Below are 26,254 nucleotides of genomic sequence, written 5' to 3' on the forward strand. Positions count from 1 at the left end.
TACGTACGTCGCGCCCTCCCCTAACCCCTCCCGCGAGCGGGAGGGGAATTTTGCGTCAGCCTCGCGGCACCTGTTCGCCGCGGGTGTCTATGCCCGCCGCACTCGGCTCGCCGAGTTCGTTCTGGCCGGCCATCGCGTGATCCACCGCACCCAGCTGGTCGAGATGCATCAGCTTGGTGACGAACGGCGCGAGCACCAGCACGACCACCCCGACGCCGATCGCGAACCAGCCGATCCGACCGTACACTTCGAGCACCCGCCCGACGCCGGCCCCCTCGCCGCCGGTCGCCTGGGCGATCAGGCCGGCGAGGAAATTGCCGCCTGCAGTCGCCAGGAACCACGTTCCCATCATCAGCCCGGTCATGCTCGGCACCGAGAGCCGCGTCATCGACGACAGCCCGATCGGCGAGAAGCAGAGCTCGGCCATCGAGTGCAGCATGTAGAGCAGCACGACGAAGATCGCCGGGGTGAGGCCCTGTGCCGGCGCGCCGAGCGTCAGCACGAAGAAGCCTGCACCGACCAGAATCAGGCCGATGCCGAACTTGAACGGTGCGCTCGGCTCGCGCCCGGCCTTGCCAAGTTTGGTCCAGATCGCCGCGAACACCGGGGCCAGCGTGATGATGAAGAACGGATTGACCGACTGGAACACCGACGCCGGGATAGTCCAGCCGAACACGACGCGGTCGACCGACTGGTCGGTGTAGACGTTGAGCGACGAGCCGGTCTGCTCGAACAGCGCCCAGAACAGCGGCGCCAGCGCGATCAGGAACAGCGCCGCGAAGATGCGGTCGCGGTCGACGCGCGGCAGTTTCGCGACCGCGGTCCACAGGATATAGCCGACGGTGACGAGCGACGCGACGATCAGCGCGGTGCCGACGACGCCCTGGCTGCGCACCAGCCACCACGAGACGGCGACGCCGACAATCCCGCCGAGATAGATCAGCCATTCGATCGACAGCCCGGCAACCGGCTTCGATGCGAGCACGGCGGCGTCGGGCGCTTCGCCGACACCGTGCAACTCGCGCTGGAACAGGATGAACATGACCAGCCCGAGCGCCATGCCGATGCCAGCTGCGCCGAAACCGTACGACCAGCCGACCGTCTCGCCGAGGATGCCGACCGCGATCGGGCCGACGAACGCGCCAGTGTTGATGCCCATGTAGAAGATCGAGAACGCCCCATCGCGCCGCATGTCCTCTCGCGCGTAGAGCTTGCCGACGAGCACAGAGATGTTCGCCTTCAGGAAGCCGGTGCCGACGATGATGAAGGCGAGGCCGAGATAGAAGCCGTTGAGGGCAGCGCCATGCACGCCCTGCGGCGCCTCGACGATCGCCAGCAGCAGATGGCCGAGCGTGATGAAGATGCCGCCCGCGAGCACCGCTTTGCGTGGCCCCAGGAAGCGGTCGGACAGATAGCCGCCGATGATCGGCGTGATGTATACCATAGAGGTATAGGCGCCGTAGATCGCGTAGGACGGCTCGTCGCCAAACAGGAAATGCTTGGTGAGATACAGCACCAGGATCGCGCGCATGCCGTAGAACGAAAACCGCTCCCACAGCTCGACGAAGAACAGCATGAACAGCCCGCGCGGGTGCCCGAAAAACGTCTTCGCATCGGCAGGAACGCCGCTGCCCCTGGTCGCGTGGGGGTTGGCCATGTGGTGATGAAGCTCCTTGGTGCGCCGCTGACGGGCGCTCGATCGCGCGCAACTTAACGACAAAGCCCGGACTGTAAATATCGCACATCAGGGCCTATCTGCCGGAGCATGCTCAACGATCGCTCAACGCCGCTCTCGCTGCTCGCCACCCGTCGTTCGGGCAAGCCACGCGATTTGATCGCGCCCGGCCCCGATTCCTACCAGCTGGCGACGATCCTGGAGATCGCGGCGCGGACGCCCGATCATGGCAAGCTGGCGCCGTGGCGGTTCGTGGTAGTCGGCGACGAGCACCGCAAGGCGCTGTCGGCGCTGATCACCGACGCGTATCTCGCCGAGCGTCCCGACGCGTCGCGGCTCGAGCTGGAGTCGCTCGACCAGTTCGCGCATCAGGCGCCGACCTTGGTCGTCGTCCTGTCGTCGCCGAAGGAGAGCAAGATTCCGCTGTGGGAGCAGGAGCTGTCGGCGGGCGCGGCGTGCATGAACCTGCTTCATGCGGTCCATGCCGAGGGGTTCGCGGGCGGCTGGCTGACCGGCTGGGCGGCATTCTCGGACACGGTGCGTGATGCGTTCGGGTCGGCGTCGGAGCGGATCGCGGGCTTCATGTTCATCGGCACGCCGTCGCGCGCGCTCGACGAACGGCCCCGCCCGGATATGGCACGGCTGGTAAGCCATTGGGGTTCCTGAGGACTCGACTTCCTACGCAATTACTGTATTAAGCCACTATGACAGCGCTCAGCAGCGACGACAGCCCCGTATACATCCGCCTCCGCAGCACGATCGCCGCGGGAATCCTGCGTGGCGACTATCGTGCGGGGGATCAGTTGCCATCGGTCCGCGCATTCGCCGCGGAGCAGGGTGCGAACCCGCTGACGGTCGCCAAGGCATATCAGAGCTTCCAGGACGACGGCTATGTCGAGGTGCGGCGCGGCGTCGGGATGTTCGTGATGCCGGGCGCGGCGGAAGCGCTGCGCGTGGCCGAGCGCGAGAATTTCGTGACGACGCAGTGGCCTAGGATTTTGGGGCATATCGATTTGCTGGGGCTGGATGCGCATGACCTGCTGGAGCGTGAGCGGGCCTGAATGCTCGCGAGCGATGCCCTTCTCCCTGCGTTTGCCCTCACTCTTACGAGCTCGTCTTAGCGCTCTCCCGTTCGTGATCCCCCACCTCCGTTCGTCCTGAGTAGTCATCTAGTAAGCGCGAAGCGCCGTATCGAGAGGACGTATCGAAGGACAGGTTGGCGCGCGGCGCGGAACCCATGCTTCGATACACGCCCTCGATACGCTCCTGACGGAGCTACTCAGTCGCTACTCAGCACGAACGGCAATGGGATAGAAGCCCAACCAGGCCTCAAAAAATCCCCAGCGCGGCGACGTCCTCGACGCTCAGGTCGATCCCGAACAACAGGCTCATGCGGATCCGGTACACGCGCGGGTCGGTGACCTCGCCGACGCTGGTGTCGGTCCCCGAGCGCCGCCGGTAATTGCGCCCGATCAGCGAGGCGAAGCCGTTGGGCAGGACGATGCTGGCGATCGGCGTGTGCGTGAAACGGCTGGACGGCGCGGTCGAGGTCCAGTGGTTCGACAGCGCGAGATCCGCGTCGAACACTTGCGCGAGCGTGAAGCTATATTGCGGCTGGAACCCCTCGCCTGCCCCACGGCCGTCGGTGGTCATCGGATCACCGTCGCGGAGCAGCATCCAGCCGTTTTCGGTCGCCTCGAGGCGGAAGCGTGCGCCGTCGGGTGCGGTCGCCTCGGTGCCGTCGGCGAGCGGGAGGACGGGCGTGTAGCTGCCGCCGAAGCCGGTGTCGGCGATCCAGTCCTGCCCGTCGATCGTCACCAGCGCGAAGGTGTGGGTAAGCGGCGGCGGCACGTCGGTCGCGGCATACCACACGCGCGCGAGCAGCGGGCGGGCAGTGAAGCCGAGCTCGGCCAGCGCGTCGAGGAACAGCCGGTTGTGCTCGAAACAATAGCCGCCGCGGCGTGCGGTCACGAGTTTCGCGAAGACCGACGCGCTGTCGATCGCGAGGCCGCGACCTAGGACGACGTCGAGATCCTCGAACGGGATGGTTTGCCGATGCGCGAGTTGCAGGCGGCCGAGACCGATCGAGTCGAGCGTCGGCCGCGCGGGCATGGCGATGCGGTGGAGATAGGCGTCGAGGTCGAACATCTGACAGGGTTTCCCATGATTCCCTCACCCCATACCGTTCGTCCCGAGCAGCCGTCGAGTAGCCCTGCAAATGGCGTACAAGGAACGGGCGGGATGCTGGCCTCACCTCATCCCGTCATCCTGGGCTCGACCCAGGATCCAGAGCCGTGGACGCAGCCGCTTTTGGCTCTGGATCCTGACTTTCGTCAGGATGACGTGGGGTGGGGTGCGGGCCGCTAGATCAAGCCGCGAACAATTCCGGCTCGATCGAGTAGAGCACCGCCGCGCTGGCGTTCGCCGCAGCGTTGAGCCCCATCGCCTCGGGGACGATCTGGTCGAGGTAGAAGCGCACCGCCGCGATCTTCATCCGGCCGAAATCGTCGCTGCCGGCGACCTCGCCCTGCCGCTCCATCAGCCAGCCGCAGGTCGCGACCGACAGCATGGTGAGGAAGGGGTAGCTCGCGGCGAGCTTGTCGTCGGCATCCGCGGTGGCGAGTTTGCGCCCGATCGCTTCGCACGCGTCGACCAGCGCCAACAGCCGCTCGTCCTTCGCTTCCGCACGAATGTCGGCGATCAGCGCGGCGAACGCGCCGCCATTGTCGAGGCCGAGTTTCCGACCGACGAGATCTGCCGCCTGGATGCCGTTGGTGCCCTCGTAGATCGGCGTGATGCGGGCATCGCGGAAATACTGCGCGGCGCCGGTTTCCTCGACATAGCCCATGCCGCCGTAAACCTGGATGCCGAGCGACGCGACTTCGTTGCCGAGATCGGTGCCGTGCGCCTTGGCGAGCGGCGTGACGAGTTCGAGGCGGTTGCGCGCGGCGTGGTCGCCGAGATTGGCGCGGTCGACCTGCCCTGCGGCGTAGTAGACGAGCGCGCGCGCCGCCTGGGTCTGCGCCTTCATCCGCATCAGCATGCGACGGACGTCGGGATGCTCGACGATCTTGACCGACTCCTTGTTCGGCGAACCGGCGCGCGCCGACTGCACGCGGTCGAGCGCATAGGCGACCGCGCCTTGGGTGGCGCCTTCGGCGACCTGGACGCCCTGGAGGCCGACGTTCAACCGCGCGTTGTTCATCATCGTGAACATCGCGCGGATGCCGCCGAGCTCCGCGCCGATCAGTTCGCCGATGCAGTCGTCGTTGTCGCCGAAGCTCAGCACGCAGGTCGGCGACGCGTGGAGGCCCATCTTGTGCTCGATCGAGACGACGCGGACGTCGTTGAAGTCGCCCGGCGTGCCGTCTTCCTGGAGGCGGTACTTGGGGACGAGGAAGAGCGAGATGCCCTTCGTCCCCGCTGGCGCACCCGGCGTCCGCGCAAGGACGAGGTGGACGATGTTCGGCGCCATGTCGTGGTCGCCGAACGAGATGTAGATCTTGGTGCCCTTGATGCTCCACTTGTCCCCACCAAACTTATCGGGGCCCAGCGGGGTGGCGGTCGCACGGAGAGCGCCGACGTCGGAGCCGGCCTGCGGCTCGGTGAGGTTCATCGTGCCGGTCCATTCGCCGGTCGCGAGATGCGGCAGGTACAGCGCCTGCTGCTCGGGGCTGCCGTGATGCTGCAACGCCTCGATCGCGCCGACGGTCAGCGTCGGGCACAGCGCGAAACCCATATTGGCCGAGCCGAGCGTGTCGAGCACCGCGGTCTGGATCGCGAACGGCAGGCCCTGCCCGCCCCATTCCTCCTCGACGCCGATCGTGCCCCAGCCGCCCTCGACATAGTCCTTGTACGCCTGCGCGAAGCCTTCGGGCATGACCACGCCGTCCGGGGTCCATTTCGCGCCGACGGTATCGCCAGCGCGGTTGAGCGGCGCCCATTCGCCGGCCGCAAGTTGGCCGACGCCTTCGAGGACCGCGTCGACGACATCGTCGCTGGCGGCTGCATAGCGTTCGGTCGCGGCGATTTCGCCGATCCGCACGACATGATCGAGCACGAAACGCTGTTCGGTGGTTGCTGGAGTGAAGGCCATCGCATCCTCTTATCGCTACGGTTTGGACCCGCTATAGGCCCTCAGGATGACCCGTCCACACCCCCGGATTTTACCGTACGGCACGGCCGCGATCGCCGAGGCCGCCGCGCTGGTTCGCGACGGGGGAATCGTCGCGGTGCCCACGGAGACGGTGTACGGGCTCGCGGCGGACGCGACCAATGCCAAGGCAGTGGCGCGGATTTATGCCGCGAAGGGCCGCCCGAGTTTCAATCCGCTGATCGTGCATGTGGCGGATCTGGCGGCGGCGGAGCGTATCGCGGTGTTCGATGCGGATGCGCGGGCGCTCGCGGCGGCATTCTGGCCGGGGCCGTTGACGTTGGTGCTGCCGGTGCGGGGGGATTCGGGGATCGCTTCGCTAGTAATTGCGGGGCTCGACACGATCGCGATCCGGGTGCCTCGGCATCGGGCTATGCAGGGGTTGATCGCGGAGTCGGGGCGGCCTTTGGCGGCGCCTTCGGCGAATGCGAGTGGAGGGATTAGCCCGACTTGCGCCGCTCATGTGGCGGGGAGTCTCGGGGAGAACGTGTCGTTGATCCTTGACGACGGAGCTACCGAGGCTGGATTAGAGTCGACGATCGTAGCGGGGCGGATGGTGCTGCGACCGGGGCCGGTGACGGCGGCGCTCATTGCAAAACACCTCCCCGGCGGAGGCCGGGGCCCAGTTGGAACGTCGGATGTAACCGTGCGCAACGCCGATCATAGCCGTTCCCCAACTGGGCCCCGGCCTTCGCCGGGGGGGAGTGAGAGTGTGGTGACGGCGCCGGGACAGCTTGAGAGCCATTATGCGCCGAGGAAGCTGCTTCGGTTAAATGCAACCGAGGCAGGCTCGGACGAATGGTTGATCGGGTTTGGTGAAGTGCTGGGCGACGTGACGCTATCCGCTTCGGGAAACCTGATCGAGGCCGCTGCCAAGCTGTTCGACCTGCTTCACACCGCAGACGCGAACTCAAGCGTCCGTATCGCCATCGCGCCGATCCCGACCGAAGGCATTGGCGAGGCAATCAACGACCGCTTACGCCGCGCCGCCTACCGTTAGCTCCCGTTCCCCCGCGGGGGCGGGGATCCAGGAGCCAGGTTGGATTACGGTATTTAGCTGGGCCCCCGCGTCCGCGGGGGAACGGCTATTAGTCCGATCTTACGCGTTAACCTCCGCCTTCGACCGCGCCGCAAAGCTCTTGCGCAGCTTCTGCAGCTTGGGCGGGATCACCGCCATGCAATACGGGTTCGAACGGCCCGAGGTTTCCCAGTAATCCTGGTGATAGCCCTCGGCTTCATACCACGTGTCCATCGGCTCGATCGTCGTAACGATCGGCTTGGGCGAATCCGCCTGCGCGCGCGCCAAAGCTGCTTCCATCTCTGCCTTCTGCGCGTCATCCGCCGGGAACATCGCCGAGCGATACTGCGTCCCAACGTCGTTGCCCTGCCGGTTCAGCGTCGTCGCGTCGTGCGTCGCGAAGAAGATGTCCAACAGGTCGCCCAGCTTCAGCTGCTCAGGGTCGAAACCGATCCGGATCGCCTCGGCATGCCCGGTGTCGCCACCGCAGACCTGCTTGTAGGTCGGGTTAGGCACATGCCCGCCGATATACCCGCTCTCGGCGCTCTCCACACCGATCACATCCTTGAACACAGCCTCGGTGCACCAGAAGCAGCCGCCGGCGAGCGTTACATAATCCGTCATCACGATCTCCTTTCCGCCAATGTAGGAAGCCGCTACCGCGCAACAAAGAGGAGACGCGTATGATCGACGGTAAGGTTATGGTCACCGGCGGCGCCGGTTACATCGGCAGCCATGCGGTATTGGCATTGCTCGACGCGGGATACGACGTCGTGGTGCTCGACAATCTCGTCACGGGATTCGACTGGGCGGTCGATCCCCGTGCGGCGCTGGTCGAGGCGAACGTCGCCGACGATGCGAAGGTCCGCGCGGCGATCCGCGAGCACAATGTGAAGGCAATCATGCATTTCGCCGGCTCGGTCGTGGTCCCCGAATCGGTCAGCGATCCGCTCAAATATTACCGCAACAACACCGCCGCGAGCCGTGCGCTGATCGAGAGCGCGGTCGTCGAGGGCGTGCCGCACTTCATCTTCTCGTCGACCGCCGCGACCTATGGCACGCCCGAAAAGGTGCCCGTCGCGGAGGGCGATCCGACCGTGCCGATCAACCCGTACGGCATGTCGAAGCTGATGACCGAGGCGATGCTGCGCGACGTCGCCGCGGCGCACCCGATGAATTACGCCGCGCTCCGGTACTTCAACGTTGCGGGCGCCGATCCGCAAGGGCGCAGCGGCCAATCAACGGTCGGCGCGACGCATCTGATCAAGATTGCGGTCGAGGCCGCCACCGGCAAACGCGGCCATGTCGGCGTCTACGGCACCGATTTCGACACGCCGGATGGCACCGGCGTGCGCGATTACATCCACGTCACCGACCTCGCCGCCGCGCATGTCGCCGCGCTGGAGGTGCTGATCGCCGAACCCGCAAAGAGCCACACGCTCAACGCGGGCTATGGCAAGGGCTTCTCGGTGCTCGACGTGCTCGATGCGGTCGACAAGATCACCAACCGCACGATCGAACGTCGCCTCGAAGGGCGTCGTGCGGGCGACCCGGCGATGCTGATCTCGGACAATCGCGCGATCCTGAAGGCGCTCGACTGGACGCCGCGCCACGCCGATCTCGACGGCATCGTCCGCGATGCGCTGGCGTGGGAGCGTGCGCTCGCCGAGAAGGGTCGCTAGGACACGGCCGGATCGGTGGGCGGCGTGCCGAAAGCATGCCGCTCGCCGCCGATCGCCTGCCGCGCGCGCGCGGTCGCCAGCCACCAGGCGAGTGCCCACAGCGTGCCGAAGCTCCACCCGGCCAGCACGTCGCTCGGCCAGTGGACGCCGAGATACACGCGACTGCAACCGATCGCGCCAACCATCAGGATCGCGACGACGAGCATGTATGCCCGCGTCGCGCGATCCTGCGTCACCTGCGAGGCGAGGCCGGCGAGCGTCAGATAGACGATCGCGCTGTTCGCCGAATGCCCGCTCGGGAAGCTCATATGCGTGACGGTGACGAGGTGCGTGACGATGTCGGGACGCGGACGGGCGACGTGCAGCTTGACCAGCTCGACGATGATATTGCCGCTGACGCTCGACGCGACGATCGCGAGTGCGGTCAGCCAGAGCCGCTGGACGATCAGCAGGCCCGCGACGATCACCACGACGATCGTCAGGACGATTCCGCCGCCGAGCGCAGTGACGTCGGCGGCGACCTTGGGCAGCCAGGACGGACCACCCCAGGCGCGCAGCCCGAGGATGATCGACCGGTCGAACGCGAACGGCCAATGGTCGACCGCAAGACCAACGAGCAGGATGAGGACGATGCCGACCGCAGCGACCGACGCGCCGGCGAGAACCGCGGGCAGGCGTCGTCGCGCGCGCCCAGGCGGCGTGCCGTCGATGGTGGGTCCGCCGGGGCTCGAACCCGGGACCTCTCGATTAAAAGTCGCTTGCTCTACCAACTGAGCTACGGACCCCCGCCATCGTGGACCGCGCACCTAGTCGCGCGGGTGCCGTCGGTCAACCATCTGTGCCAATTGGCGGATCGTCCGATGGGTCAGCGGATCGCGCCATTTCGGGACGAGCGCGGCAAGGGGGCCGAGCACGAAGCCGCGGGTGCGGAACGCGGCGTGCGGCACGGTGAGTCCGCGCGACGACCATGCGCCGCCCGACCAGAGAACGATGTCGAGGTCGAGCACGCGGCTGCCCCAGCGGCGGCCGGGGCGGCGGCCGAACCCGCGTTCGACCCGTTTGAGGCGGACCAGTAGCGCGGCGGGGTCCTCGGGCGTTTCGATCAGCGCGACGGCGTTGGCATAGCGGCGGTTCGAGGGACCGAGGGGAGCGCTGGCAACGGTCGGCGATCGGGCCACGACATTCCCGAGCGCCTCCAGCGCGGCGGCGATCTCGCGTTCGGGGGCACCGTGGCGGCCGCGTCGGTTCGAGCCGAGCGCGATCGCGTAGGTGGTTGCGGTGCGCGCGATCATCGGGTGCGGGGTTGCAGGCGACATTTGGTCCGCCTAGCGCACTCCGATGGATTCCACACCTTACACCACCGAGCTTCCCGACGCCGCGATCGACTCGGCAGACGAGGTCGACGTCACGACCGTCTTCGCGCCCGTCGCCGCGTTGCCCGAGACCGAGCCGCCGCATGACTGCCCGCTCTGCCCGCGCCTCGTCGCGGTGCGCGAGCAGTTGCGGACCGAGTTCCCGACCTGGTGGAACGCGCCGGTCCCTGCGTTCGGCGATCCGGCGGCGTGGCTCGGCATCATCGGCCTGGCACCCGGCAAGCACGGCGCGAACCGGACGGGCCGCGCGTTCACCGGCGATTATGCGGGGCAGTTCCTGTACGAGACGCTCGGGCGGTTCGGGCTGGCCACCGGCACGTACGGCGCGAAGGCCGAGGACGGGCTGGCGCTGGACGGCGCGATCATCCTCAACGCGGTGAAGTGCCTGCCGCCCGAGAACAAGCCGACGCCGGAGGAAATCCGCACCTGTCGGCCGTTCCTCGAGACGCAGGCCGATGCGGTGCCGACCGCACGGGTGTTCGTCGCGCTGGGCCATATCGCGCATCAGTCGGCGGTCAAGATGCTGGGCGGTCGGTTGCCGAAGGCGCGGTTCGCGCATGGCGCGGAGCATGTGATGCCGGATGGTCGCATCCTGATCGATAGCTTCCACTGCTCGCGGTACAACGTGAATACCGGCGTGCTGACTGCGGAGATGTTCGACGCGGTGTTCAAGCGGGCGCTGGAGTTGCGCGAGACGGTCTGAAACGCTCACTTAACCCCGGGGCCGCGACACGTTAGTGCCTCTCGCAGTAGAAAGACGAACCTCCCCGGCGGAGGCCGGGGTCCAGTTGGTGAGGCCGTAGTAACGAAACACAGCGGCTAATTAGCGGCGTTTCCCAACTGGACCCCGGCCTCCGCCGGGGAGGTGCGAAACGGTGGGCCTGTGTAACTCCGGGGATTGGGCGCTACTCGATCACCCAAGCCTCGCCGGCCTGTGGCGTACGAAAGCGATCCGCGGCGATGTGTTCTCGCGCCAACGCTGCGCGGAGGTGGTCGGGCGGTTCGTTGATCCCCTCCGAGGTCAGTTCGAACGTGCCCCAGTGGACGCCGATCGCATACGCCGCGCCGAGCTGTTCGAACGCCGTCACCGCCTGGTCCGGGCCAATGTGATTGTCGGTCTCGTGCCCCGCAAAATGATACGCGCCGATCGGCAGGATCGCGAGGCGAACCGGCCCCGCCGCGCGCGCCTCGATCGCCCAGCGCATATCGCCGGGACCGGTGTCGCCCGCGAAATACAGGTTGCCGCCGGGCAGCGTCACGGTGAAGCCTGCCCATAACGTCTTGTCGCGGTCGCCGGGGTCGTATTCGCTCCAGTGATGCGCGCGCTCGACGATCACGTCGACGCCGGGGCGTAGTGACACGCGCCCGCCCCAGTCTCGCGCTTCTGCATGAACACCGTTGCGCTTGAGGATCTGGTCGTTGCCGAGACCGGTGACGATCAGCGGTTTGTCTCGGTGCCAGAGTTTTCGCATCGCACGCATATCGAGATGATCGCGGTGGTCGTGGCTTAAGAGGATCAGGTCGATCTTAGGCAGGTCCGCGAGGCGCACGCCGGGTTCGCGGACCCGCTTCACGCCGACGAACTGGACCGGCGACGACCGCTCGAGCCACATCGGATCGGTGAGGATGTTGAGCCCCTGGGTCTGCACCAGCACGGTCGAATGGCCGATCCAGGTGACGCGCATCGTCTGGCCCTCGACGCGCGCCGGGGGCCGCGTCGGGTTTACGGGGACTTCGGGCCAGCTCCGATAGGGTGGCTTTACGAGATTGCGGAGCAGTGCGACCGGGCCCTGCTTCTGCTCGCCGGTGCTGCCTTGCACGCCATCGGGGTTGAAGAAGCGCGTGCCGTTGAAGTGATCGCTGGATGGAAAGGTCTTTACCGATGGCGTCGCGCAGCCGGTGAGCAGCGCGAGAACGGGCAATATCGAGCGGGGGCGGATCATGGCGCGCTGACGAATATGTCACTTGATCATCAGGGTCCAGTCACGCGCGAAGGACCAGAGCGACCGGCATGGACGATGATTTCGAGGTGCGCGGGTTGCATGAGCAGCTGTCGGAGGAGCGCGCTGCCGGCGGGGAGGCGTTCGACCAGCGGATCGCGTTGTTCACCGCGATCCTGGCGACGCTGGCGGCGGTGACCAGTTTCCTCGGCGGGCATACGCAGAACGATGCGCTGCTCCACAAGAACGAGGCGGTGCTGATCAAGGCGCAGGCGTCGGATGCCTGGGGCTATTACCAGGCGGAGGATCTGAAGCGGCATATCGCGGAGATGGAGGTCGATCTCGCACCGCCCGGGTTGGGTGCAACGCAGATGGCGAAGCACCGGGCGGATATCGCGCGATACAAGGCGCGCGGGGCTGGGTTGAAGCGGCAGGCGGAGGCGCTTGACCGGCAATCGGCGATGGCGAACGGGGAGTCGGTTGAGGCGCTTCGGCCGCATACGAAGCTGGCGCTGGCGGTGACCGCGATCCAGGTGGCGATCGCGCTGGCGTCGATTACCGCGCTGACTGGGCGGCGGTGGTTGCTGTGGGTCGCGGGGGCGGCTGCGCTGGTGGGCGCGCTTCTGGCGGGGCTGGCCTGGTTCTGAACTGATCCTCCCCAAAACTCCGTCATCCTGGGCTCGACCCAGGATCCAGAGCCGTAAGCGCTGCGCATTGTAACTCTGGATTCCAGCTTTCGCTGGAATGACGGGCGGGTCAGATATCCTGAACCAGCCGGCCGTACAGATCCGGGCGGCGGTCGCGGAAGAAGCCGAACGCGGCGCGGTGGCGCTTGACGATGTCGAGGTCGATCGTCGCGGTGATCACACCTTCGTCGTCCCGGCCTAGTTCGGCGAGGATGTCGCCGCGCTCGTCGGCGATGAAGCTGGTGCCGTAAAAGGTCTGGCCGTGCTCGACGCCGACGCGGTTGGCGGCGACGATCGGCACGACGTTCGAAACGGCGTGGCCGACCATGGCGCGACGCCAGAGACGGGCGGTGTCGAGCGACGTGTCGTGCGGCTCGCTGCCGATCGCGGTCGGGTAGAACAGGATTTCCGCGCCCATCAGCATCATCGCGCGCGCCGTCTCCGGGTACCATTGGTCCCAGCAGACGCCGACGCCGAGCGTCGTCCGCCCGGCCTCCGACGCGTGAGGCCAGACCTTGAAGCCGGTGTTGCCGGGGCGGAAGTAGAACTTCTCTTCATAGCCGGGGCCGTCGGGGATGTGGCTCTTGCGGTAGACGCCCTGCACGTTGCCGTCGGGGCCGATCATCGCCAGGCTGTTGTAATGATGCGGGCCGTCCGCCTCGAAGAAGCTGGTCGGGATCGTCACCTTGAGCGCTTCGGCGAGCGCCTGCATCGCGAGCACCGCCTTGTGTTCGCCCACGGGTGCGGCGTTGGCGAAGAGCCCCTCGTCCTCGACGCGGCAGAAATACTCGCCTTCGAACAGTTCGGGCGGCAGGATCACCTGCGCGCCCTTCGCGGCGGCCTCGTGGACGAGGCGCGATACGTTGGCGATGTTGCGGTCGATGTTGGGCGTGAAGCCCAGCTGCAGCGCGGCGACGGTGATTGCGGTCATGGCGGCGCATATAATGAGGGGGGACGTGATGTGCGAGCCTTCTTGCTGTTCCCCCGCCTTCGCGGGGGAACAGGAGCGGCGATTGACACTGCCCTGCCCTGTCCGACATGCGCCGGGGATGATGACACCCACCCTCCCCGCAAGCTGGCAGTCGCTCCAAGCCGAGCTCGAGGCGCCGTATATGCGGGCGCTCGATGCGTTCCTGGAGACCGAGCGGGCAGCAGGCGCGCGGATTTTTCCGGACGAGGCGGACCGGTTTCGGGCGCTGGAGCTTACCCCGCTCGATCAGGTGCGGGTCGTGATCCTGGGGCAGGATCCGTATCACGGCGAGGGGCAGGCGCATGGCCTCAGCTTCTCGGTGCGGAAGGGCGTGCGGACACCGCCGAGCCTGGTGAATATCTACAAGGAGCTGGAGGCGGATCTTGGCATTCCGCGCGCCCGCCACGGCATGCTCGATCACTGGGCCGCGCAGGGCGTGCTGTTGCTCAACGCAGTGCTGAGCGTGCGGATGGGCGAGGCGGCGTCGCACCAGAAGCGCGGCTGGGAGCAATTTACCGATGCCGTCATCGCGGCGGTGAACGCGCAACCAAAACCGGTCGTGTTCCTGCTGTGGGGCGCGTATGCGCAGAAGAAGGCGGCGTTCGTCGACGACGTGATGAAAGGCGGGCGACACCTGGTTATCCAGTCCGCGCACCCGTCGCCGCTGGCCGCGCGAACCGGGTTCTTCGGATCGCGGCCGTTCAGCAAGGCCAACGCCTTTCTCGAAACCCATGGGCGCACCCCGATCGATTGGGCGCTGCCGGAGACCGACCGATGAGCGACGAATACACCTATGACGAAGCGACCGGCGAATGGGTCGCCGGCGGTGCTACGACCGCGGTGGCGGTGGATGACGGCGCGGTCGTGGTGCGGGATTCGGTCGGCAACGTGCTGGCGGATGGCGATCAGGTGACGCTGATCAAGGACCTGACCGTGAAGGGCGCTGGCCAGACGCTCAAGCGCGGCACGCTGATCAAGTCGATCCGGCTGACGGGCGACGCGCAGGAGATCGACTGCCGCTACGAGGGGATCAAGGGGCTGGTGCTGCGCGCGGAGTTCGTGCGGAAACGATAAGACTGCAACCACGGCGCCGTCGATGCGCGACGAGAGGGTGGACATCCGATCGCGTCGCAAAGTTCGGTGGCACCGATCCACCACATCACCGGGACATCACAATGCCCTTCCGATCGCCAGCCGCGATCGGAAGGGCATTGTGTTTGGTCAAATGCCGGATGCCCGGCGGCCGGCCTTTTCGCGGAGGACCAGACGGAAAATCCGGGGGCAATCGATCAGATAGCGCCGCCACAACCGCGCAGGATTAGACATCAGGCGATGCAACCATTCCACGCCGGATTTTTGCATCCAGACCGGCGCCCTGCGCTGGCGGTCGGTCAGGAAATCGATCGACGCACCAACGCACAACGCCACGCCGGGCCGCTGCCGAAACGCGGCCAGCGCGTCGGCGAATCGTTCCTGCTTGGGCGAGCCGAAACACACGAGCAGGATGTCCCAATCGGCATCCGCAGCGTCGTGCAGACAGGCAGACCAAGCCTCGCTCCCCACCGCCATGCTGCCCGGTGATGCGATGAAGGTGGTTCGTGCCTTGGGAAAACGCGCCACCAACGTTCGCCAGTCATCGTGGCTGGGTCCGATGATACCGATATTATGCATCATGTTGTTCGCCAGCAGATCGGCGACGAGATCCGAACCGGGATAGACGTCGAGCGCTACGCCGGTCATCCCGGCCAGCTTTGCCAAGACCCGGCTGTCGCAGATCTGCAGGGCGGCATGGTCGTACACCGCTTTGATCGCGGGATCCTGGTCGGCCCGGGTCACGAAATCGACGTTCGGCGTGATGACGAAGCCGTAGGACTGTCGGGACAGCGTTTCGATCCGACGGGTCAATGCCTCGTGGCTCCCCTGCGCGAAGCGGAACCCCAGGAATGCCTTGTCGTCGTGCACCGGCATCGTTGTACTTCGCACTATATCGTCATCCTCGCACCACGGTCGACGACCGGGCAGACCACCCTGCCCCGTCATCCCGTACCGTCTCAAATTATTCCTATGGTCGGCGTCCCTATCAGCGGATCGCCATAGTGCAAGCCACGACCTTCGTTCGATCTTTCCCGAACATGGCGTGCCGGGATCACTATTGCGCGGCGTGCGGGACCGGCTTGATCATCGCCAATACTGCGCTCTTTTCCATGGAGACGAGGGCGCTCGCCTTGTCGCCGAGACCATAGGACATGACGACCCTGCCATCGTGCTCGGCCAACCCGGCGCAGAACTCGATACCGCGCTTTTCGAAGAAAAACGGCTCGGACATACCAGCGACATTCCAGTCGGGATCCAGGACGACGAACCGATGGGGATAGAGCGGCTTCATCTTCGGCAAGCTTGCCGTCAATTTGCGCGCCGCCAGATGCGCCACGCACAGCCAGTTTCCATCCCACGCGATGATCTGCGACGACCCGGACCAGTTGGCCAGCGCGGGAATACGGGTCGACCGCCGATATCGCTGCGCCAGGCGCTCGCCATCGAACGCGTAGACCTGCATGTCTTCAAGGCGGTACAGGAACGTCGGCTGCTCCGCGTCCAGCACGGGCATCCAGTTTTTTTCGCGGGGAGCGCCGTGCGGCGAGGGCAACAGCTGGAGCGGGCCGACATCCGTATCGCGGATCTCGGCGATGCACATCGTGTTGCGGGTCCCCGTCCAGTCCGGCATCACGGCGCCTTCCTGATCGGGGACGGCAGCCTGCGGGGCGAGTTGCAGCGCGCTCCATAATCCGAAGAGCCGCCCCTGATCGATGAAGAGGCGTGGATCTTCCAAACCGTTCCGCGCCTCGGGCACGGTCGACCGCGCGACATGGTCGTCGAGAAGAACGGCCGCGACGGGGTTGAGGGAGTCATCGCACTCGACCAGCCAGGTTTCCGACGCGAGGTTGTCGATCCCGCCGGGCACGACATAGGCCCCCTGCGCGGTCATGCGATAGTTCGGCCGCCGCGCCGCGACGAGCCATTTTCCCTGCCACCGCAGAATGCTCGGATTGCAGAGCCCCTCGACATCCGCCACGCGCAATGGCGTGTGCCGAACGCCTGGGCGCCTCGCCAGCAGCGGCGCGCGAACCGCAAGCAATGCTTCGCGGATCTGACCAATTCTGAAGTCCAGATATGAGGCAGCCTTTGCGGACCAACGTGCCATGCTCATCCTCGTAAAAAATTCAGGTTTTCACCGCGCGAGCGGCGGTACTGCGGTTCGGTTGGGTCGTCCACGAAGCAGACGCTATGCAAACCGGCCGCTGCGAGCGAAACGACACTAGGTCGGCGCGCCTGATACTCGCATGTCCCGCGGGTGGACCACCGTGCTCGCGAACGTTGACGGGGGTGCACGCAACGCCGTGTAAGGCCTCGCTGCGAGACATCGGAAACCCGACCGCTCGGCGTGCAATCGAGGCTTTCTACATCGGCTTTTAACCTGCTGCAAAAAAATTGTAAAAAAGTCTTGTCAACGCCAGCAAGATGGTGAACCTTGCTCATGTGTCCGCGTTTGGGACACATATGGAAACGAGACCGGGATACCGGCTTACCAATGGAGTGGGTATGAATAATCACCAGACCGTCATCCGAGAGGCTCCGTCCGCTCAAGGTGCCATGTCCCTGTTGGGCGCTGTGCTCGTCGGTATAACAGTCTGGGCTGGAGCGATTACATACCTGCTGTGACCGACGCAAAACCGCCGCTAGCGGGATGTGTCTAGCGGCGGCGGAGCAGATGCGACACGCTTGCCCGAGCCCCCCACGGTCGTTGGGCTGTTGTTGAGCACGCGAACAAGCTTGTCCCTGACCTTGCGGACGTCCTTGAACAGATTGCTGGTTGCCGCCTTGTCGCAGCCGGTCTCGGTCACAGCCAAAGTTTCGGATCCCACCGACGCGTCGACGACATACCCGCCGAACCGCTGGTAGGCACGAGCCAGCGCAGCACCTTCGCGGGTCAATCCCAGCGATGCGATATCGACATCGGGTCGGATCCCGATCAGCGCGCCCATCGGCACAAGTCCCGTATAATTATTCTTGCCGCCGCCGTCGCTCATGCTCGCCGGCCAGACCTTCTGGCCCGCCATGGTCGGTGATTTGCGCAGCATCGTCGTGCTAAAGACCATCGCGACGGCATGTGGGATCTCACCGCGGCGCAATTCTTCGCACCGCACCAGTCCGCCGAGCAGCGATCCGCCGAAGCCGCGAATCCCTTCCGATCGCCCCTCGCCGCTGGCGATGCCCGATCCCTTCAGATCGACGCGTACCAGATAGTTTGCGTGGATCGTCCGATGCGCCGAGTCCCATTTGCCGATCCAGGCCTCATACGCCACCTGCCCGGTCGGATCGATCAAGACGGCATGTCCGTCGCTGCCACCGAGAAACTGTACCGAGGACGGCGTTCGCAGGTCGATCGAGCCATTGGTCATCGCTCCACCCGCCGGCCAGGCCGCGGTCGCCGAGCGTCGTTCGAACGTCCACCGCACGAGCGGGTCGCTCTCCTTGGCGCGGTACACGCCAAAGGCTCCGACCGCGATCCAGGCGTAGGACCCGCTATGGTAACCCACGTCGTCGCTGTGGATCATCGCCGTTTCGGCCGCGGTATCGGACTGGAATACCGCACCACGCCCCAGCGGCGTGTTCCATATGCTCGTATCGGCAAACGGCTGGTCGGCGGCTTGCCGCGTGGTCGTCTGGGCCGGGCTCGACGTCGTCAGCACCAGGCTTGCGCCTGCCAGAACAAGCGCCGGGCCGAACCGCGAATTCACTCTTCTCGTCACGACTGTTCCCTTCGATGCGTGTCCGTTATAGTGAGCGCAATCAGACGCGTATGTAGTGGACGCGTCCGATCCCCTTCCATTCGCCGATGCAAATGCATCGTTCGATCGATTTCGAGGGCCCTCCCCAAAATGACGACGACGCCGCGCGAATTGCGCATCATCGCCCAAGCGGCATCTGCAACATCGGGTGAGAATCCCTATACGAAGCTGCTCTACGACGGGATGTCGGGGCTTCCCGTCCGCATCATCCCGTATACGCGCCATGCCGTCGCCACGCAGGCGCCCGATGTCATCCACATCCACTGGCCGGAGTTTCTCGTCAGGTGGGATGCCGGACGGGTGGCCATGATCGCCGATGTCCTCAAGGAGTTTTCGCTGCTCAGGCTGGCGAAGGCGCGTGGTGCGCGGATCGTATGGACCGCGCATGATCTCGGTGCGCATGATCGTCCGGAAGCGGGCCGGCTCTACCGCTGGTTCCTGGCGCGCTTCAACCGGATGATCGATCTGGTGATCAGCCTCAGCCCTTCGGCGCTCGAATCGGTTCAGGCGCGGTTTCCCGAACTTGCCAAAACGCCCGCGCGGGTGATCCTGCATTCGCATTACATCGGCTATTATCCCGCAGCTGCGCCCGTAGCGCCCGCTGCCCCGCTTGCTACCGGCGCCGATACTGACGGCGACACTGGCCGCGCGCTCACATTCATGACGTTCGGCCAGTTGCGCCGTTACAAGAACGTCGACGGCCTGATGCGGGCGTTCGGCGAGCGTGCGGCGGGCGAACGACTCATCATCGCTGGAGAAATCCGTGGAACGCAGGCGTTCCGCGAGGAGATTCACGCGCTGGCGGAGACGCCGGGCGTCGAGCTGATCGAACGCCGCATCGAGGACGATGCGGTCGCCGGGCTCCATGCGCTCGCCGATGTGGTCGTGCTGCCCTACGACCTCGGCACCGCGCTCCATTCGGGCGCGGCCATCCTCGCTTTGTCGTTGAACACGCCGGTCGTCGTGCGCGACACCCCCACCATGCGCGACCTTCAGGCGGTGGTCGGATCGGAATGGCTGGGGGTGTTCGAGGGCGAGCCCGCTGCCGCGCTGGCAGTAGCGGTCGAGTTGGCGGCAAAGCCACGCGCCGCCACGCCCGACCTCAGCCGGATGGACCCGACCCTGCTCGCGCATCAGACGCTCGACGCGTACGCCGCCGCGACGAACCGCGCCGCCGTTTGAGGCCAGCAGCGATTGCGCCGCGCCGCTAGCGCGGCCGGCGCAACGTCACGAACAGCGACCGACCGCTTTGCCCCACCCAGCGCATCCCGATCGACATCAGCTCGCGCCCGAACGGGGACAGGAACTGGGCCGCGATCGACGCTGTGTAACTGACGATGAGGAGCACGCCGGGACGGACGACCGCCGGCAGTGTCGTCGGTAGCACCGCCATGACCGCCAGATCCGCCACCAGTGCGAACACCGTGACCACGTGTAGACCGAACAGATGGCGGACTCGCACCGACGTACCGCGCGTTGCGGCGACGAACAGCGCCGGCGCGCGGATCGCCTCACCCACGAAATAGGCGATCGCCATGCCGAGCGGCCCCCAGGGCAGCCCTGCGACGAACCCGATGATGACGGTTACCGCCGAGAACAGGCTCCACCGGACCAGCGCCCTGGTACGCGTCGTCGCGATGAACAGCGACAGCACGGCGTCGTTGACGATCAGTAGCGCACCGGCCGCCGCGAGCCAGCGAAAGATCGGCGCGGCGCTGCTCCAGCGCGGCCCCATCAGCACCTGAACCACGTCCTCTGCCGCCACCGCGGCGACCAGGATACCCGGCACTGCGACGGCGGTGAGCGCCTGGAGGAACAGCATGAAGGCGCGTCGAAACCGCTCGCCATCGTCGCGGGTTCGCGCCAGCACGGGCAGGACGTTGCGCGACATCGGCCCGGTGAAATTCTGCAGCGGGAACAACATCAGCTTGTAGGCGCGGTCATAGAGACCTAGCGGCGCTGCCCCCCAGAACCGCGCGAGCAGCACGTTGTCGAGGTTGCGGGTTACGAACACCGAGATGTTCGCCGCCGATACGCCGCCGCCAAAGCCGACCATCAATCGGATCGCGCTCCAGCGAAACACGAATTTCGGCCGCCATCGCTCGAGGATCATGAACATGGCGGTATTGGCGATGGTCGACAGCAGCGAGCCGATCCACAAGGCCCAATAGGAGCGCAGGACGATCGCGGCGATGACGGTTGCGGCAAAGCCCGCGACGCTGCTGACGATCTCGACCAGGCTCTGCGCGTGAAACCGCATCGATCGGTTCAGCATCGCATTGTAAAGCGGGTTCGGCGCGGTCGAGAGCAGCAACAGCGCCGACGCCGCAACGAGAATGCCACTGGCCGAATTGTGATAGAAGACGGAGACGAGCGGCGAGATGGCGACCAGAATGATCGACGTCACCGCGCACAACCCGACGTTCAACCACAAAAGCGACGACAGCTGAACGTCGTCCACCTCGTCGGCTTGCACGATCGCATGATCAAAACCGATATTCTGGAACAGCATTGCAAAGCCGATGACCGGCGCCGCCATCGCATAGGTTCCGTAGTCGCTCGGCGACAACAACCGCGCGACGATGATCGTGCTGGCAAAGGTCAGGACGATGCGGATGACCTGCGCGGCACCGGTGCTCAAAGCGCCCGACATGACGCGTGCTTTGTATCCGTTGTCCGCCATCATCTATTCTCCCGCGCGTCCCCCTAGCGTCTCAGCCGACGATGTCACGATAATACACGGCCGACCGTGCGGCTGAGGCGACCTCTCGGCCGGCTCGCGGTCGACATACGCGGACCGACGGCTCCGTAGCGATAGCGCGGCGAAATACCCATGCCACGGCCAGACCCGCGCTACCGGGCACTTTGATCGAGATTAACCACGTGCCGGAACACTATATTGATAGACGACCGCTAGCACTCGGCCCTTAAGTTGGTCGGAGAACGTGCGTGGCACGACTGAAGCGGCATTTGCTCTACGGCCTGACGGCGCAGTGCATCGTGATGCAGCCTGCGCTTGCGTCGCCGAAACCGTCTCCCTTCCTGATACTGGGCGGCAGCGCCGAGGCACCGAGAGGCTATCTCGCGATGTGCGCGCAGACGCCGGTCGAGTGTGACGGGGCCCCCGCGGCATCATCGCTCGCCGCATCCGCAGACTCGGTCGACGTTCATACGCCGGTCGGTGCCTCGATCGGCGCGACGGGCGCTATCGTCGCCGCCCGCCACGTCCTGCCTGTGCTCGCTCCGGCTATCGCTTTTCGGCCGCCCCGGTTTTCGGTCGCAGTTCATGGGCCGATGCTCAACGATCGCTTCGGGGGATTTACGCTCACGATCGGATCGCCCACCCCACCGCAGGCGCTCGCCTTCGTCTACAGGGTCGATTCGACACCGATACTCGCGCCGATGCCGCATCCGGCACCGGCACCGGCACCGGCACCGGCACCGGCACCGATGTCGCCAGATATCGACGAGCAACAACTGCTTCGACAGATCAACGTACGCGTCAACCGGATCGTTCGCCAGGCTACCGATCTGGCAATCTACGGGCGCGAGGAAGTGTGGCACGCGAGCGGCGCGTACGACGGCGCCGCCGGCGATTGCGAGGACATGGCCCTCGAGAAACAGGCGGAGCTGATCACCGCCGGCTTTCCCAAAAGCCGGTTGTCGCTGGCCGTGGTTTATGCGCCGGCGGTCGGTCTCCACACGGTCCTGGTAGCGCGGACTCGCGACGGGGATCAGGTTCTCGACAGCCGCACGCCCTATCTGCGGCCCTGGTACAAGAGCGGCTATACCTGGCTTTCCGTACAGGCGTTCGCAGGATCGAAAGCCTGGCGTCAGCCGCTGTCGGAACGGCAGATCGCGCTGGCGGCGAGTGATACGGCCGATACCGACCGTTCCTGACGGTCACCGCCCACGCTCAACCGCCTATCTTCAATAGGTGTTCTTGTGAACGAGCACCTTGAACGTCGCGAATATGATGATCAGGTCGCGCTTCAGTCGCCAGCCATCGGCATATTCAAGATCGGCCTGAAGACGCAGGACGAGATCGTCGCGGGTATGCGTCGCACCCCGGAACCCACGGACCTGCGCCAGACCGGTAATGCCGGGCTTCAGCGCATGGCGATGCCAATATCGCTCGTCGACCTCCCAGAACAGATCCTCTCCAGCCAGCGACCCCAGCGCATGCGGTCGCGGTCCGACGATGCTCATATGGCCCAGCAGGACGTTCATCAGCTGCGGCAACTCATCGACGCTGGTGCTTCGGATCAGCCGCCCGACGCGAGTGATGCGATTGTCATCGCGCTGGGTCGAGCGAGCACCGTCGGCATCGCTGCTCTCGACGCGCATGCTGCGGAACTTCAGGATGTCGAAAAAGGCGTTGCCACGTCCCACGCGCCGCTGCCGGAACAATATCGGGCCGGGGCTGTCGACCTTGATGGCGATCGCGATCAGCAACAGGACCGGGAACATCGCGATCAACGCAGCCGCCGAAACCGCGACGTCGAAGGCGCGCTTCATCGCCCGGTTGCGCAGCGTGAGCGGCCCCGCGGATACCCCGAGCGTGAAACGGCCATCGAGCGCGCCTACGCCGATCGGGCGCAGTTCGTCGACATCCTCGACGATGATCTCGCCCCGGACGCCGGCCCCCTTCAGCATCATCGCCCAAGCCCGACGCGCGTCCGGCGGACACAGGATGACGGCACGGTCGAGCCCGCGAATGACCTGGCTGAACCTATTGAGCATCGTCGGATCCTGCAGATCCGGACGAAGCCCCAGCGCCTCCGCATCGACAGTCGTGATACTGGCCCTGTCGCCGAGCGAAACTCGGTCGACGATAAGGATCTCGGCCGTGACGGCCGTGCCCAGATACGGGATCAGCCACTGGCCGACGACCTCACGGAAACCATACATCAGGATCGCCGCCGCAACCGCGGAACAGATCATGATGAGCCGCGACGCCAAAGGGTCGACCTTGAACAGGTAATAAGTGAGAAATAACAGCGTGTAGGAAAGAAACAACGACTGCAGGCTCGCCCAAATACCGGTCTCGGTCGAATGGAGTGCATCGACCGAATAGGCCTTCGAATTGAACGAGATCGTCACGAACAGCGGCAGGAGGAGTATCAGCACGCCAAACCAATTTGCATGCGTCACACGCAACGGTATCGCCATCACCACGCCGAGGATAATCGCGGTCACGTCCAGCGCGAGCAGCAATGCATAAATGCGGATACGCACCATGTGTGCCGAGGCCCGCACCATCCCGGTTTTCGCGTGTACGCCAATAGCGGAATCGTCGGCCGTACGATTCATGAATTACCCTCCAACCACCACGCGAGACCGGGAAACTACCCAATCCGGGTGCGTTGATAGGTGCCTTGGCGGCGTAGTCAACGGAGTTGTTTGCCAACCCATTCCAACACATACGGTGAAATCGGGACAGTTTTGGGTGTCGCTGAACACTTTATTAACCGCGCGCAATTAGGTCGGGAGACCGGAGGACTTTATGCGTGCCATGCGTTCCCAGGCCAAAGTAAACACGACCGACTTGCGAAGCGAACCGCGCGTGCCGCTAGGCCGTTCGGGCACGTTGCGTGGCGAGAATCGCGCCCAGCTGGTCATTCGGATTGCCGATCTCACGCGCGACGGATGTCGTATCGAGACCGACGAGACGTTGCTGCCCGACGAGCAGATCACGATCGGCATCGCCGGCGTCGGCAGTGTCGAGGCGCGCGTCGTCCGGCGCAGCGCAACCGGCTATGGCTGCGTGTTCATGACGTCGCTGCCGCGCGGCCGGGTCAGCGCCGCGTTCGAGGAAAACGTCGTTACGCTCCCGGTCGGTGCAAACCCGATTGCGCCCGATTCGGTCGCGACCGGCACGACCGATGCCGACCGCGCTTCCGATGTCCGCCGTGTGGGGCCTTCGCCGCGGTCCACCATGACTATCATAGCCGCCGTCTCGATCGCCGGCTGGGCATTGCTGATCTGGGGATTCACCGCCTTTTGATCCCGACGCCGGTGATATGCCAGCGTCCGCATCGCGCCGGTCGCGACCGATTTAGTTGATGTGATAGCCACCAAATGTATCGCGTGATGGCCGCAACCGATGCAGCGGCGACGCGCGCCGGCGGGCCTTTCGCAATGCCTCATACGGTGACACCGCGTGCCGTCCGCGTTCGGCCCAGACGATGCGGTAGTGGCTGGACAGCTTCCACCAGCGCCCGCCGGCCGTGCTGATGACGGTGGCCCCACAATGATCGCAAACACCGACGCAAAGCCCGGCATTGCGCTGGCTCGCACGGGCTTGATGACCAAATACACAGCGGATCGACATGGCCTCACACTGGCGCGATCGTCTCGCATTGCAAGATCGGAATCGATCCTGGAATGGCACATCGCCGGTACGCTGGTGGCCCGCCGAAAGCGCTGGAGTATTCCAGGCTCGGCTCTATGACCGCGAACAATTCGCCGACCTTAGCGCGATAAAGCAAGAGGATAGCATGATGACGCGCTCCGGGTCGGATCGTCGGACCCGCATTGCCGCAGTGGTCGTCCCCGTCGTCCTGTTCGGCCAGATGATGGCTCTGGCCGCCGACGGCCCCTTGCTGGCCGCCGCCGCCGCGGCTGTGGAAATCCTGGCGACGATCCTGGTCCTGCTCCTGGTAGCGCCGCCGTCGACGTTCTGGCGGCGTCTGGCTCCGCCGCTGGCGGTGCTCGGTCTTGCCGCCGCGTGGCTCGCCTCCGGCACGATGCCGGGCGTCGATCTGCTCCATCGTGGCTGGATCGCCCCGGATCTCAATCGGGGCGGCGTCGTCCGCTATATCGGCGGCGTTGCGGTCCTTGTCGCCGCGGCGGCGGTGGCGTGGCGACCGGGCGGCGCGCGTGTCTCGCTCGATGCCTGGATCATGGTCTCGCTGATCCTGCTGGCGGCCGGGTTCGCGATGAACGAAGCCGATCCGAGCCGAGTCTGGGGCTACGACAAGGGCTTCCTCGCGGGTCGCTTCACCGGGACGATCTTGAACGCGAACGCCGCCGGATGTCTGTTCGGCATCCTTGCGGTGCTTGGTCTCGGACGATTTCTCACCTTGCTGCCCCGAAGGCTCGATCCTGCCCCGCTGCCGATCATGATCGCCGCCCCTGTCGCGCTGCTGGCGGGGATCGGCGCGTGTGCGATCACCGCCTCGCGGACGGCGCTGGCGGCAACCCTGGTGGCCCTCCTGCTCGCGACCATATTCGACCAGGAGTTGCGAGAACAGGCCCGACAGCGGACCCGGTACATCGTCTTGCTGCTGGCGGCGCTCGCGATCGGCGTCGCAGTCATGCTGTTCCTGGTCGGCGATGTCGTCAGCGACAGGTTTCAGACGGTGTCGACCGACGGTATCGAACGGACCAGGATTTGGGCATTCTACGGCAGGATCGTGCTCGCACATCCCTGGGGCGTCGGCCCCGGCGGACTCGACGACATCACGCTCCACGCGCTCTCGTCGACGACGGACGCGGCGCGGATATGGTTCGTCCACTCGCCGCATAACCTATTCCTCTCGCTGCTGCTGGTCGGCGGATGGCCCTATCTAATGTTGATCCTGACCGCGGCGGGGTTGCTCGCCTGGCCCGCGATCCGGTCATCGGCCATCCGGCGACAACCGATGATCCGCGCCTCGATATCGGCGATCGGCGTCATCCTCGCCTGTGCCAGCGTCGATATCACGCTCGATATACCGGCCTTCGCATCGCTCGCGGCGTTCCTGATCGGAACCGTCTGGGGTGGCTCGGTAAGACAGCCCGTGACGATGGCATGATCGACGGTGCCGCCGCCGGATATCGATCGCGGCGCAGCTTCGGCGATCGTCATAGGACGCCGGCACCGGGAACCAAACGATCTTCGTCCCCTCCCCGCGCCACCATCA

The 26,254-nt window shown here is 65.5% G+C and carries 26 protein-coding genes and 1 tRNA gene; 12 read left to right on the forward strand and 15 right to left on the reverse strand.

Translation table 11 applies throughout. From position 1 onward, the window contains the following. Window positions 1-55: 55 nt before the first annotated feature. Window positions 56-1,657 carry a peptide MFS transporter gene (locus tag U1763_RS14620; RefSeq protein WP_332755763.1) on the reverse strand — a complete coding sequence of 534 codons (1,602 nt, stop codon included), beginning with the start codon at window positions 1,655-1,657 and terminating at the stop codon, window positions 56-58. A 108-nt stretch (window positions 1,658-1,765) separates the two neighbouring features. Here U1763_RS14620 and U1763_RS14625 point away from each other — a divergent pair, with 108 nt between their 5' ends. Next, window positions 1,766-2,341 carry a nitroreductase family protein gene (locus U1763_RS14625; protein WP_277983801.1) on the forward strand — a complete coding sequence of 192 codons (576 nt, stop codon included), beginning with the start codon at window positions 1,766-1,768 and terminating at the stop codon, window positions 2,339-2,341. Window positions 2,342-2,379: 38 nt separating this feature from the next. Next, a complete protein-coding gene (locus U1763_RS14630) occupies window positions 2,380-2,736 on the forward strand; it encodes a GntR family transcriptional regulator (RefSeq protein WP_056053547.1) in 357 nt (118 codons plus the stop codon). 268 nt (window positions 2,737-3,004) lie between these two features. On the opposite strand, the gene U1763_RS14635 is transcribed toward U1763_RS14630, so the two are convergent. Both U1763_RS14635 and U1763_RS14640 read right to left on the reverse strand, forming a co-directional pair. Continuing rightward, window positions 3,005-3,823 (reverse strand): arylamine N-acetyltransferase family protein, encoded by an 819-nt coding sequence (locus tag U1763_RS14635; RefSeq protein WP_132742404.1) that lies wholly within the window; start codon window positions 3,821-3,823, stop codon window positions 3,005-3,007. A gap of 220 nt (window positions 3,824-4,043) precedes the next feature. Next, the gene (locus U1763_RS14640; protein WP_332755764.1) at window positions 4,044-5,771 is read right to left on the reverse strand and encodes an acyl-CoA dehydrogenase family protein; all 1,728 of its coding nucleotides are present in this window, start codon (window positions 5,769-5,771) and stop codon (window positions 4,044-4,046) included. A 46-nt stretch (window positions 5,772-5,817) separates the two neighbouring features. On the opposite strand from U1763_RS14640, the gene U1763_RS14645 reads away from it, so the two are divergent. Then, a complete protein-coding gene (locus tag U1763_RS14645) occupies window positions 5,818-6,828 on the forward strand; it encodes an L-threonylcarbamoyladenylate synthase (RefSeq protein ID WP_332755765.1) in 1,011 nt (336 codons plus the stop codon). Window positions 6,829-6,927: 99 nt separating this feature from the next. Here the strand turns inward: U1763_RS14645 and msrA are convergent, their stop codons facing one another. Continuing rightward, complete coding sequence (msrA, locus tag U1763_RS14650) at window positions 6,928-7,470, reverse strand: peptide-methionine (S)-S-oxide reductase MsrA (protein WP_332755766.1); 543 nt, start codon at window positions 7,468-7,470, stop codon at window positions 6,928-6,930. A 59-nt stretch (window positions 7,471-7,529) separates the two neighbouring features. On the opposite strand from msrA, the gene galE reads away from it, so the two are divergent. Next, a complete protein-coding gene (gene galE, locus U1763_RS14655; RefSeq protein WP_332755767.1) occupies window positions 7,530-8,528 on the forward strand; it encodes a UDP-glucose 4-epimerase GalE in 999 nt (332 codons plus the stop codon). Here galE and U1763_RS14660 read toward each other — a convergent pair. The 3 genes from U1763_RS14660 to folK form a co-directional block, all read right to left on the reverse strand. Next, complete coding sequence (locus U1763_RS14660) at window positions 8,525-8,998, reverse strand: phosphatase PAP2 family protein (RefSeq protein WP_332755768.1); 474 nt, start codon at window positions 8,996-8,998, stop codon at window positions 8,525-8,527. The two genes, galE and U1763_RS14660, sit on opposite strands and share 4 nt — an antisense overlap. Window positions 8,999-9,237: 239 nt before the next feature. Beyond that, window positions 9,238-9,313 (reverse strand) — tRNA-Lys (locus U1763_RS14665). A 21-nt stretch (window positions 9,314-9,334) separates the two neighbouring features. Further along, the gene (gene folK, locus U1763_RS14670) at window positions 9,335-9,844 is read right to left on the reverse strand and encodes a 2-amino-4-hydroxy-6-hydroxymethyldihydropteridine diphosphokinase (protein WP_332755769.1); all 510 of its coding nucleotides are present in this window, start codon (window positions 9,842-9,844) and stop codon (window positions 9,335-9,337) included. Window positions 9,845-9,866: 22 nt separating this feature from the next. Here folK and U1763_RS14675 point away from each other — a divergent pair, with 22 nt between their 5' ends. Then, window positions 9,867-10,604 (forward strand): uracil-DNA glycosylase, encoded by a 738-nt coding sequence (locus U1763_RS14675; protein ID WP_332755770.1) that lies wholly within the window; start codon window positions 9,867-9,869, stop codon window positions 10,602-10,604. A gap of 202 nt (window positions 10,605-10,806) precedes the next feature. Here the strand turns inward: U1763_RS14675 and U1763_RS14680 are convergent, their stop codons facing one another. After that, window positions 10,807-11,844: an MBL fold metallo-hydrolase gene (locus U1763_RS14680; protein ID WP_332755771.1), complete on the reverse strand. Its 1,038-nt coding sequence runs from the start codon at window positions 11,842-11,844 to the stop codon at window positions 10,807-10,809. Between the two features lie 68 nt (window positions 11,845-11,912). On the opposite strand from U1763_RS14680, the gene U1763_RS14685 reads away from it, so the two are divergent. Then, window positions 11,913-12,488, forward strand: a complete 576-nt coding sequence (locus U1763_RS14685; RefSeq protein WP_332755772.1) for a DUF4337 domain-containing protein — start codon at window positions 11,913-11,915, stop codon at window positions 12,486-12,488. 109 nt (window positions 12,489-12,597) lie between these two features. Here U1763_RS14685 and aguB read toward each other — a convergent pair whose 3' ends face one another. Further along, window positions 12,598-13,458 carry an N-carbamoylputrescine amidase gene (gene aguB / locus U1763_RS14690; RefSeq protein ID WP_332755773.1) on the reverse strand — a complete coding sequence of 287 codons (861 nt, stop codon included), beginning with the start codon at window positions 13,456-13,458 and terminating at the stop codon, window positions 12,598-12,600. 121 nt (window positions 13,459-13,579) lie between these two features. Between aguB and ung the strand changes: the two genes are divergently transcribed. Together ung and U1763_RS14700 are read left to right on the forward strand one after the other, a co-directional pair. Beyond that, window positions 13,580-14,275 carry a uracil-DNA glycosylase gene (gene ung / locus U1763_RS14695; RefSeq protein WP_332755815.1) on the forward strand — a complete coding sequence of 232 codons (696 nt, stop codon included), beginning with the start codon at window positions 13,580-13,582 and terminating at the stop codon, window positions 14,273-14,275. Next, window positions 14,272-14,571 (forward strand): alkylphosphonate utilization protein, encoded by a 300-nt coding sequence (locus U1763_RS14700; protein ID WP_132742413.1) that lies wholly within the window; start codon window positions 14,272-14,274, stop codon window positions 14,569-14,571. Before ung ends, U1763_RS14700 begins: the two co-directional genes overlap by 4 nt. Before the next feature lie 147 nt (window positions 14,572-14,718). Here the strand turns inward: U1763_RS14700 and U1763_RS14705 are convergent, their stop codons facing one another. The 3 genes from U1763_RS14705 to U1763_RS14715 all read right to left on the reverse strand — a co-directional run bounded on the left by U1763_RS14705 (window position 14,719) and on the right by U1763_RS14715 (window position 18,308). Next, window positions 14,719-15,465: a WecB/TagA/CpsF family glycosyltransferase gene (locus tag U1763_RS14705; RefSeq protein ID WP_332755774.1), complete on the reverse strand. Its 747-nt coding sequence runs from the start codon at window positions 15,463-15,465 to the stop codon at window positions 14,719-14,721. Between the two features lie 181 nt (window positions 15,466-15,646). Next, on the reverse strand, window positions 15,647-16,459 hold the full coding sequence (locus tag U1763_RS14710; protein WP_332755775.1) for a hypothetical protein: 813 nt from the start codon (window positions 16,457-16,459) through the stop codon (window positions 15,647-15,649). A 775-nt stretch (window positions 16,460-17,234) separates the two neighbouring features. After that, entirely contained in the window at window positions 17,235-18,308 is a 1,074-nt protein-coding gene (locus tag U1763_RS14715; RefSeq protein WP_332755776.1) for a hypothetical protein, read from the reverse strand. 129 nt (window positions 18,309-18,437) lie between these two features. Between U1763_RS14715 and U1763_RS14720 the strand changes: the two genes are divergently transcribed. Beyond that, on the forward strand, window positions 18,438-19,529 hold the full coding sequence (locus U1763_RS14720; protein WP_332755777.1) for a glycosyltransferase: 1,092 nt from the start codon (window positions 18,438-18,440) through the stop codon (window positions 19,527-19,529). A 25-nt stretch (window positions 19,530-19,554) separates the two neighbouring features. Here U1763_RS14720 and U1763_RS14725 read toward each other — a convergent pair whose 3' ends face one another. Next, a complete protein-coding gene (locus U1763_RS14725; RefSeq protein WP_332755778.1) occupies window positions 19,555-21,030 on the reverse strand; it encodes a lipopolysaccharide biosynthesis protein in 1,476 nt (491 codons plus the stop codon). 266 nt (window positions 21,031-21,296) lie between these two features. Between U1763_RS14725 and U1763_RS14730 the strand changes: the two genes are divergently transcribed. Then, on the forward strand, window positions 21,297-22,247 hold the full coding sequence (locus tag U1763_RS14730) for a transglutaminase-like cysteine peptidase (RefSeq protein WP_332755779.1): 951 nt from the start codon (window positions 21,297-21,299) through the stop codon (window positions 22,245-22,247). A 30-nt stretch (window positions 22,248-22,277) separates the two neighbouring features. Here U1763_RS14730 and U1763_RS14735 read toward each other — a convergent pair whose 3' ends face one another. Next, a complete protein-coding gene (locus U1763_RS14735) occupies window positions 22,278-23,660 on the reverse strand; it encodes a sugar transferase (protein ID WP_332755780.1) in 1,383 nt (460 codons plus the stop codon). Between the two features lie 235 nt (window positions 23,661-23,895). Between U1763_RS14735 and U1763_RS14740 the strand changes: the two genes are divergently transcribed. Next, a complete protein-coding gene (locus U1763_RS14740) occupies window positions 23,896-24,354 on the forward strand; it encodes a PilZ domain-containing protein (protein ID WP_332755781.1) in 459 nt (152 codons plus the stop codon). Between the two features lie 51 nt (window positions 24,355-24,405). On the opposite strand, the gene U1763_RS14745 is transcribed toward U1763_RS14740, so the two are convergent. Beyond that, entirely contained in the window at window positions 24,406-24,681 is a 276-nt protein-coding gene (locus U1763_RS14745) for a hypothetical protein (protein WP_332755782.1), read from the reverse strand. 169 nt (window positions 24,682-24,850) lie between these two features. Here U1763_RS14745 and U1763_RS14750 point away from each other — a divergent pair, with 169 nt between their 5' ends. Then, window positions 24,851-26,146 (forward strand): O-antigen ligase family protein, encoded by a 1,296-nt coding sequence (locus U1763_RS14750; protein ID WP_332755783.1) that lies wholly within the window; start codon window positions 24,851-24,853, stop codon window positions 26,144-26,146. Window positions 26,147-26,254: the final 108 nt, after the last annotated feature.

The organism is Sphingomonas sorbitolis, assembly GCF_036663875.1.
GTDB lineage: Bacteria > Pseudomonadota > Alphaproteobacteria > Sphingomonadales > Sphingomonadaceae > Sphingomonas.

Excerpts from the sequence above, each read along its gene's own strand:
- U1763_RS14620 (WP_332755763.1), bottom strand. The coding sequence starts at position 1,657 with ATGGCCAACCCCCACGCGACCAGGGGCAGCGGCGTTCCTGCCGATGCG.
- U1763_RS14625 (WP_277983801.1), top strand. The coding sequence starts at position 1,766 with ATGCTCAACGATCGCTCAACGCCGCTCTCGCTGCTCGCCACCCGTCGT.
- U1763_RS14630 (WP_056053547.1), top strand. The coding sequence starts at position 2,380 with ATGACAGCGCTCAGCAGCGACGACAGCCCCGTATACATCCGCCTCCGC.
- U1763_RS14635 (WP_132742404.1), bottom strand. The coding sequence starts at position 3,823 with ATGTTCGACCTCGACGCCTATCTCCACCGCATCGCCATGCCCGCGCGG.
- U1763_RS14640 (WP_332755764.1), bottom strand. The coding sequence starts at position 5,771 with ATGGCCTTCACTCCAGCAACCACCGAACAGCGTTTCGTGCTCGATCAT.
- U1763_RS14645 (WP_332755765.1), top strand. The coding sequence starts at position 5,818 with ATGACCCGTCCACACCCCCGGATTTTACCGTACGGCACGGCCGCGATC.
- msrA (WP_332755766.1), bottom strand. The coding sequence starts at position 7,470 with ATGACGGATTATGTAACGCTCGCCGGCGGCTGCTTCTGGTGCACCGAG.
- galE (WP_332755767.1), top strand. The coding sequence starts at position 7,530 with ATGATCGACGGTAAGGTTATGGTCACCGGCGGCGCCGGTTACATCGGC.
- folK (WP_332755769.1), bottom strand. The coding sequence starts at position 9,844 with ATGTCGCCTGCAACCCCGCACCCGATGATCGCGCGCACCGCAACCACC.
- U1763_RS14675 (WP_332755770.1), top strand. The coding sequence starts at position 9,867 with ATGGATTCCACACCTTACACCACCGAGCTTCCCGACGCCGCGATCGAC.
- U1763_RS14680 (WP_332755771.1), bottom strand. The coding sequence starts at position 11,844 with ATGATCCGCCCCCGCTCGATATTGCCCGTTCTCGCGCTGCTCACCGGC.
- U1763_RS14685 (WP_332755772.1), top strand. The coding sequence starts at position 11,913 with ATGGACGATGATTTCGAGGTGCGCGGGTTGCATGAGCAGCTGTCGGAG.
- aguB (WP_332755773.1), bottom strand. The coding sequence starts at position 13,458 with ATGACCGCAATCACCGTCGCCGCGCTGCAGCTGGGCTTCACGCCCAAC.
- ung (WP_332755815.1), top strand. The coding sequence starts at position 13,580 with ATGACACCCACCCTCCCCGCAAGCTGGCAGTCGCTCCAAGCCGAGCTC.
- U1763_RS14700 (WP_132742413.1), top strand. The coding sequence starts at position 14,272 with ATGAGCGACGAATACACCTATGACGAAGCGACCGGCGAATGGGTCGCC.
- U1763_RS14705 (WP_332755774.1), bottom strand. The coding sequence starts at position 15,465 with ATGCCGGTGCACGACGACAAGGCATTCCTGGGGTTCCGCTTCGCGCAG.
- U1763_RS14720 (WP_332755777.1), top strand. The coding sequence starts at position 18,438 with ATGACGACGACGCCGCGCGAATTGCGCATCATCGCCCAAGCGGCATCT.
- U1763_RS14725 (WP_332755778.1), bottom strand. The coding sequence starts at position 21,030 with ATGGCGGACAACGGATACAAAGCACGCGTCATGTCGGGCGCTTTGAGC.
- U1763_RS14735 (WP_332755780.1), bottom strand. The coding sequence starts at position 23,660 with ATGAATCGTACGGCCGACGATTCCGCTATTGGCGTACACGCGAAAACC.
- U1763_RS14745 (WP_332755782.1), bottom strand. The coding sequence starts at position 24,681 with ATGTCGATCCGCTGTGTATTTGGTCATCAAGCCCGTGCGAGCCAGCGC.
- U1763_RS14750 (WP_332755783.1), top strand. The coding sequence starts at position 24,851 with ATGACGCGCTCCGGGTCGGATCGTCGGACCCGCATTGCCGCAGTGGTC.